Source organism: Mycobacterium sp. 1165196.3, from assembly GCF_001673415.1.
Lineage (GTDB): Bacteria > Actinomycetota > Actinomycetes > Mycobacteriales > Mycobacteriaceae > Mycobacterium > Mycobacterium europaeum_A.
The window spans coordinates 1-6,042 of the sequence record NZ_LZLU01000207.1 but is presented as its reverse complement, the minus strand read 5'-3'; the positions used below and the strand labels follow the sequence as shown (position 1 = coordinate 6,042).

Below are 6,042 nucleotides of genomic sequence, written 5' to 3'. Positions count from 1 at the left end.
AGCCGCGGACGTCGCCCTGTCCATCGACTCCGGAGACACGCCCGAGACGGCACGCGCCTTATCGATCCGCGGCCGCGCCGGCGTGAGAATCATCGACGGTGTAGTGCCGGAGTACCTCGCCGCTGCCCGCAAAACGATGGATGAAGATCAGGCCAGGAAGTTCGAACATGAGGTGCGCCAGACATACGACCGGATGGCCAGAATCGCCATCACGCCCACATGGGTACGCTTCTACGATTTCGGCGCCGGTCGTGTGCCTAGGTTCCTGAAGGACCTGGTCGAGCGGGAGCGATCCTGATCGCGCGGGGGCTTTGCGGCTTGGCGGCGTAGAGTCTGTTGAATTGGCGACTGGCGCGGGTGGAACACCACTGGGAAGCCAAAGATTCGGACGCATCGACCGCCTGGGTGCTCCTCGATCTTCGAGGAGTCTGCTGTGCCTATGCGATGGTCTGATGACGACGGTGGCCGCGCGTTCCTGCGCAGCCTGCCCGTCTTGACCGGCCATGCCCCCGGTTTCGACACCGACGACGTTCCAGCAGAACCTGTTTCGTTATTCATCAGGTGGTTGCAGGATGCCGTCGAGGCCGCCCTTCCCGAACCGCATGCGATGACGCTGTCGACCGTTGACGCTCGAGGCTTACCACGGGCTCGGGTGCTGATTATTAAAGCCGTCGATGAACGGGGCTGGCACTTCGCGGTCAATTCGGTCAGCCAAAAAGGCCGTGACCTGTCGGCCAATCCTGTTGCGGCGTTGACCTTCTACTGGGCTGCATTGGTTCGACAAGTGCGGATTGGCGGCGTGGTCGTCAATGACGGAGCTCAAGCCAGCGCGCAAGACTTCTTGGCCCGTCCACTGGAGTCGCGCGCGATCGCATTGACGATGAGGCAAAGTCAACCGCTCACCGATGGAGCCGAGCTGGAAGCACACATCGCCAAGGCTCACCGCGAACTGCGCGATAACCCCGAAGTCGCCCCACCTGAATGGATCTCATACGCTGTGCGACCCGATTACGTCGAGTTTTGGCAGGGCGCGCCTGACCGACGCCACCAGCGACTGCGCTATGAACGCAACGGGGAGGGTTGGGATCGCGGCCGATTATGGCCGTAGTGGCAACTACGTGGTTCACGCATCATTGCCTGAGACATTTGCCGCCCGACCACCCAACCCACGCTGTGTTATCGGTCGTGGCGGTCGATGTCCTTGGCGGTTCTGCGGAGGTAGATGATGGTGTCGCCGGTAAGGATGTCATCGGTCCCTGCTGCTTCAAGGCTCGTTTCTAGCGCGTCAGCAATGTCGTTAAACAGCTGAACCAGATCAGCGGGCGGTGCTTCGAGGAGCTTGCGGCGTTGGGTGGCAATCTGGTCCGCCAGATCGTTTTGTCCGTTCTCACGGGCCGTTTTCTCGTCTTCTTCTAGATATTGCAGGACGGCTGCTAGCTCATCGTTTTCGTCGCTCATGGTGGGAATGTTAGGCGAGTAGGGCCGGATCGCGTTTGCGCAGTTGCTCGACGGCGCTGAAGTCGCTTAGATCGTGAAGACGCCGACTTGCTGCTGGACATCTACAAGTATCCGGCCGAGCCCTGGGTTCACCTGCGCACCGTTGACCCGGAAGGTCGATATTCCCGACCGTGCGTTTGCCGACCGAAGTGACCAAGGGCCCCGCGTTCACGTGCGGCCGATATGCCATGGCCTACAAGGCCATTGAGCGCTCACACGCACGCTGGCGGGCCGTCCACACCTAGTCGCCTCGTCCGTGCCGGCGCGGTGTTCCAAAAAGGCAAGCTGCTCGTACGCCTCGGCGACGTCACGATCACCGAACCTATCGAACCAACCGCAACGGAGGTCGCCTGAAGCAACCCGATCCACATATTGACAATTACTCTGATGACTAAATACTGACGGGTGTGACCGCTGCCCGACGAAACCTTTGCATTCTTTACGGTGTGATCGCGCTGGTGGCGCTCATCGCCACGTGGGCGCACAACATCGCGTACTTCTCGGCCGGCGGGGACACGCTCGACTTCCTCGCTAGCTGTTTCGCCAATCACGCGGTCAGCTCCATGACCATCGACCTGACACTGGTCTCCGTGGCAGCGCTGGTCTTCATGGTTGTCGAGGCACGCAGGACCGACGTCAAGTACCTGTGGGTGTACGTCGTGCTGGCGTTCGTTGTGGATATCAGCGTGGCCGTTCCACTCTTTCTGATAGCCCGAGAGCGGCGTCTGGCGCAGCTCCAGGACGTTTGACGCCGTGCAGGCTGGCGCAGCCACAACATCCGTCCCCACTTTGGTGGTCCGGTCGCTATGCGGCTTGGGGTTGATGGACGTGGTCCACTGTAGAGCGAACTCGGCCCGGGTGAGTTCACCATGGACGGAGTGGGCCCGGTTGGCTTGTAGTCGCGACGCCAGTCTTCGATGATCACGCGGGCTTCCAGCAGGGAGTCGAAGTGCCACGCGTTGAGCAATTCGTCGCACAGCCGGCCGTTGAACGACTCGATCCAGGCATTCCGCCAAGGCGACCCTGGATCAACAAGAGTGAGCCAGCACAGTCGAATCGGCACCAGTCAAGCGCGGCGTGCGCCACGAACTCCGGACCGTTGTCGAACCGCACGTAGTGCGGCGTCCCGTGGGTGAGAGCCAGTCGATCCAACACCTCGACGACACGGTCGGCGCCAATGCGGCGACAACCTCGATCGCGAGAGGCAAGTAAGTCAGTCGTGTTTCGCCTCGTAGCGCAGCAGGACCGTGCCACCCGGGAAGGTGCGGTTCTCAAGCAACCGCAGCGAGATCCATGACGGCAGGGTCGGGAAGAACGCGGTGCCGCCGCCCACGGCGATGGGCGCGACCACAATCCGGTATTCGTCCACCAGTCCGGCCTGCACGATCGGCGCGGCCAGCGTCGCGCCGGCGACCTCCAGCCTGCCGTCCGTTTCGGCTTTCAACCTCCTCACCACTTCGACCGGGTCACCGCGTTCCAGGCGCGAGTTCCAGTGGACGGACTCTAAGGTCCGCGAGAACACAACCTTGGGCATTTCGCGCCAGGTGCGGGCGAAGTCAACGATCAGAGGAGTGGCGTCCGGAGCACTATCGGCGGTCGGCCAGTACGCGGACATCAGTTCGTAGAGCCGCCGCCCGTAGAACGACAGGGCGGTCTCCCTCTCGAAGTCATTCCAGTACTGGTGCAGTTCGTCGCTCGGATCGCCCCAGTCGATGTTGCCTTGTGCGTCGGCGATGTACCCGTCCACCGACACGTTGAAGCCGTAGATCAGTTTGCCCATGAAGATCAGACTGCACCGGAGGCCAAAACTCATCGCGACGACACGCAACCCTGCGGCACTGAAAGATTCATCGGATGCACGACAGCCCACGGCTTGGCGGGTTCTTGGTCGTGGATCGCTGGCCCGACGGACCGGGGAGCGCGCATCTGTGATCGAGCTTGATTCACTGAGAAATTACGAACTTTGCTGGCAGCCAGCAGTATTCGATTCCGCCCGATTCCTTAACTCAGCCGCAGTGAGCAGGCCGTCGGCGGTCAACAGGCGACTCGACGCCAGATCTCGGTACAGGCCTTCCTGGCGCGGGCCAGCTCGGCGTTCGAAATCCGGGAGCCTTGGTAGAAACTGCGCTCGATCATCCAGCACAAGGCGCGTGCAAGGGCTGCCTGGTCGTGGCTCGCACTGCGTGACGGAGAGCCCATGTGCCGCAGTATTTCGGCGATGGCGCCGACGAAGATCTCGGCGGTGTCGTTCCAGAGCGTGTCGATCTCGGGCACCGACGACGCCAGGTCGATCGCCGCGCGCATCACGACCCCGTGCTGGCGCCACAGCGCCTCGGTTCTGATCATCGCCTCGTCGATGGCATGCTCACCACGTGCGGCGTCGTCCGCGGCTGCGCGCGATTTCTTCCGGAGGGCATCCACGGTACGCGCGACGAGCGCCGTGATGACCTCCTGTTTGGAGCCGAAATAGAAGTACAGGGCACCCCGCGTGATCCCCGCGCCCTTTGCGATGTCGGCGATCGTCATTGCTTCGTAGCCTTGTTCGCCCAGGAGTCGTTCGGCGGTGTCGAGGATGGCCTGTTCCCGCATATCCCCTTTTCGGGGCGTGGCGGCATGTCGTCGGGTGGGCTTGGTTTTCGCTGGCATGGCTAGCTGGCTGCGATCTGACGTCCGTCGGGGAAGTCCGTTGTCCGAGACAGTGACTCCCACTTGTCGATCTCCTGATCGACGGTTTGACGCGCGGCCCTGATGAGCCGCAAAGCGTCAGACCCCAGCACAAGATGCCGTGGGGGATCGGTCGAGTCAAGCACCTGCAACACTGCGGCTGCGGCCTTCGCGGGGTCACCGAGCTGGTTCCCGCTCGCCTGTAGGCGGGCTTCACGAATAGGCGTGAACACGTCGTCGTAATCGGCGATGGAGCGGTCTACGCGTCTCATGGACCTACCGGCCCAGTCGGTCCGGAACGAACCCGGTTCGATCGCCGTGACATGAATGCCGAACCCGGCGACTTCCTTACCCAAGCTCTCCAGCAGTCCCTCCAGCGCGAACTTGCTGCCGCAGTAGGCGGTTAGGCCCGCCGGGGCCATCAACCCGCCCATCGACGTCACCGCCATCAGGTGACCGCCGCGACGTTCACGCATATACGGAAGGACGGCCTGAAGGGTCGCCGCCACCCCAAAGACGTTGGTCTCGAACTGAGCCCGCAGCTGGCTCAAGGGCGTCTCCTCGAAGATGCCCTCGAGCCCATAGCCCGCGTTGGCGATCACCACGTCGATCGGACCGACGGTCGCCTCGACGTCCTTAACCGTCGCGAACACTGCCTTTTCATCGGTCACGTCCAGGAGCCGACCGTGGGCGTTGGCCGCCAGCGCTTCGAATGCATCGAGGTCTGCCCGCCGACGCACGGTGCCCACCACGGTGTGCCCGGCCTCTAGTGCGCCTGCAGCGAAGGCTCGCCCCAGGCCGCTGCTTACCCCCGTGATCAGAAAGGTCTTCATTGGACATCTCCTCTGCTCGACCGGACCGCTGCCGACCCTAACAAAAACTCGACATGACGTCGATTTTAGTTGACGAAACGCAGATTGCGGGAGGGTGGTGGACATGACGCCGGAGACCGGCCTCGCGCAGCTCCACGCATTCGTGTGCAGGATCTGACACGATCTCGACGGTCGACGCGCATGGACCGCCAGCTAGACAGGCATTTTCATGAGCTACTCAACGCAGGCCGCGGGCGCGTCACGGGAACGCCGCGTGGGGGACGCCGGGCGTCTCGAGCCGACCGGCGAGCCAAGGCAGCGTCGCCGCGAAAGCCGATGCGGCCGAGGGCCAGTCGTGTTTGCCGGCCAGACCGACCACCGCGCAGTCGATGCCGTTGGCGGTGCCCAGTTGGCACAGCGATTCGGCAGCGGCGCGCCCCACGGAGCCGGGAACCGCGAACAGTCCGGCCAGATTGGAGTAAGGCCCGTGGCGGGTGATCACCGTGCTGGGGTCGAAGCGTGCCCACGCCGCGGCGTCGCCGCCGAAGAGCCGGTCGATGGTCTGTGCCCGGGTGCCCGCGTTGGGGGCGATGTCGCCGCCGATGTCGACAAAGGCGCTGAACCTGTCGGGGTGCATCACGGCCACGTCCACCGCGCAGGTGCCTCCGGAGGAGAAGCCGACGACGCCCCATTTCGCTTGCGCCGGCAGGCCGAATTGCTGGGCGGCCCACGGGATCACGTCGTCGATCAGGTGATCGGCGGCGTTGCCGCGCGACCCGTTGACGCACTCGGTGTCGACGGTGAAGCCACCGGTGGCGTCGACGAAGACGGCCAGCGGCGCGTTACCGCCGTGGTCCGCCGCGAACGCGTCCAGGGTGGCGACGGCGTCGCCGGCGCGAATCCAGTCAGCCGATGTGTTGAACTCGCCTCCGATCATCAAGACCGGGGGCAGGCGTGGCGGCGCTGCGGTGAACCAGGCCGGCGGCAGGTACACCCACTCGCCGCGATGCCGAAAACCCGACGCGGTCGTACCGGTGTCCACGGGCACCACCGCGCCCCGTTGCGGCGC

General features: G+C 63.7%; 7 protein-coding genes, 3 pseudogenes and 1 riboswitch. Of the genes and pseudogenes, 4 read left to right on the top strand and 6 right to left on the bottom strand.

Translation table 11 applies throughout. The features are described from left to right. Together A5659_RS21420 and A5659_RS21415 are read left to right on the top strand one after the other, a co-directional pair. Window positions 1-298: pseudogene (locus A5659_RS21420) on the top strand (pyridoxamine 5-phosphate oxidase); the annotation flags it as partial. Window positions 299-334: 36 nt separating this feature from the next. Continuing rightward, window positions 335-414: riboswitch (ZMP/ZTP riboswitch) on the top strand. A gap of 25 nt (window positions 415-439) precedes the next feature. Then, on the top strand, window positions 440-1,108 hold the full coding sequence (locus A5659_RS21415) for a pyridoxal 5'-phosphate synthase (protein ID WP_066876849.1): 669 nt from the start codon (window positions 440-442) through the stop codon (window positions 1,106-1,108). 68 nt (window positions 1,109-1,176) lie between these two features. Here A5659_RS21415 and A5659_RS21410 read toward each other — a convergent pair whose 3' ends face one another. Then, window positions 1,177-1,458: a hypothetical protein gene (locus A5659_RS21410; protein ID WP_066876851.1), complete on the bottom strand. Its 282-nt coding sequence runs from the start codon at window positions 1,456-1,458 to the stop codon at window positions 1,177-1,179. 75 nt (window positions 1,459-1,533) lie between these two features. On the opposite strand from A5659_RS21410, the pseudogene A5659_RS28680 reads away from it, so the two are divergent. Together A5659_RS28680 and A5659_RS21405 are read left to right on the top strand one after the other, a co-directional pair. Beyond that, window positions 1,534-1,851 (top strand): annotated as a pseudogene (locus A5659_RS28680) (IS256 family transposase); the annotation flags it as partial. Between the two features lie 92 nt (window positions 1,852-1,943). Then, complete coding sequence (locus A5659_RS21405; protein ID WP_082972636.1) at window positions 1,944-2,246, top strand: DUF2834 domain-containing protein; 303 nt, start codon at window positions 1,944-1,946, stop codon at window positions 2,244-2,246. A 55-nt stretch (window positions 2,247-2,301) separates the two neighbouring features. Here the strand turns inward: A5659_RS21405 and A5659_RS27305 are convergent. The 5 genes and pseudogenes from A5659_RS27305 to A5659_RS21385 all read right to left on the bottom strand — a co-directional run. Next, a pseudogene (locus A5659_RS27305) lies at window positions 2,302-2,682 on the bottom strand (integrase core domain-containing protein); the annotation flags it as partial. A 28-nt stretch (window positions 2,683-2,710) separates the two neighbouring features. Further along, window positions 2,711-3,277 (bottom strand): dihydrofolate reductase family protein, encoded by a 567-nt coding sequence (locus tag A5659_RS21400; protein ID WP_066873183.1) that lies wholly within the window; start codon window positions 3,275-3,277, stop codon window positions 2,711-2,713. Between the two features lie 254 nt (window positions 3,278-3,531). Then, the gene (locus A5659_RS21395) at window positions 3,532-4,086 is read right to left on the bottom strand and encodes a TetR/AcrR family transcriptional regulator (RefSeq protein WP_231997965.1); all 555 of its coding nucleotides are present in this window, start codon (window positions 4,084-4,086) and stop codon (window positions 3,532-3,534) included. A 59-nt stretch (window positions 4,087-4,145) separates the two neighbouring features. Beyond that, a complete protein-coding gene (locus A5659_RS21390; RefSeq protein ID WP_066873175.1) occupies window positions 4,146-4,994 on the bottom strand; it encodes an oxidoreductase in 849 nt (282 codons plus the stop codon). 238 nt (window positions 4,995-5,232) lie between these two features. After that, a partial coding sequence (locus tag A5659_RS21385; RefSeq protein WP_255364654.1) for an alpha/beta hydrolase family protein occupies window positions 5,233-6,042 on the bottom strand: 810 nt, incomplete at its 5' end.

Bases quoted from the DNA above. Each gene is read 5' to 3' on its own strand.
- A5659_RS21395 (WP_231997965.1), bottom strand. From the start codon at position 4,086: ATGCGGGAACAGGCCATCCTCGACACCGCCGAACGACTCCTGGGCGAA.
- A5659_RS21410 (WP_066876851.1), bottom strand. From the start codon at position 1,458: ATGAGCGACGAAAACGATGAGCTAGCAGCCGTCCTGCAATATCTAGAA.
- A5659_RS21390 (WP_066873175.1), bottom strand. From the start codon at position 4,994: ATGAAGACCTTTCTGATCACGGGGGTAAGCAGCGGCCTGGGGCGAGCC.
- A5659_RS21415 (WP_066876849.1), top strand. From the start codon at position 440: ATGCGATGGTCTGATGACGACGGTGGCCGCGCGTTCCTGCGCAGCCTG.
- A5659_RS21400 (WP_066873183.1), bottom strand. From the start codon at position 3,277: ATGGGCAAACTGATCTACGGCTTCAACGTGTCGGTGGACGGGTACATC.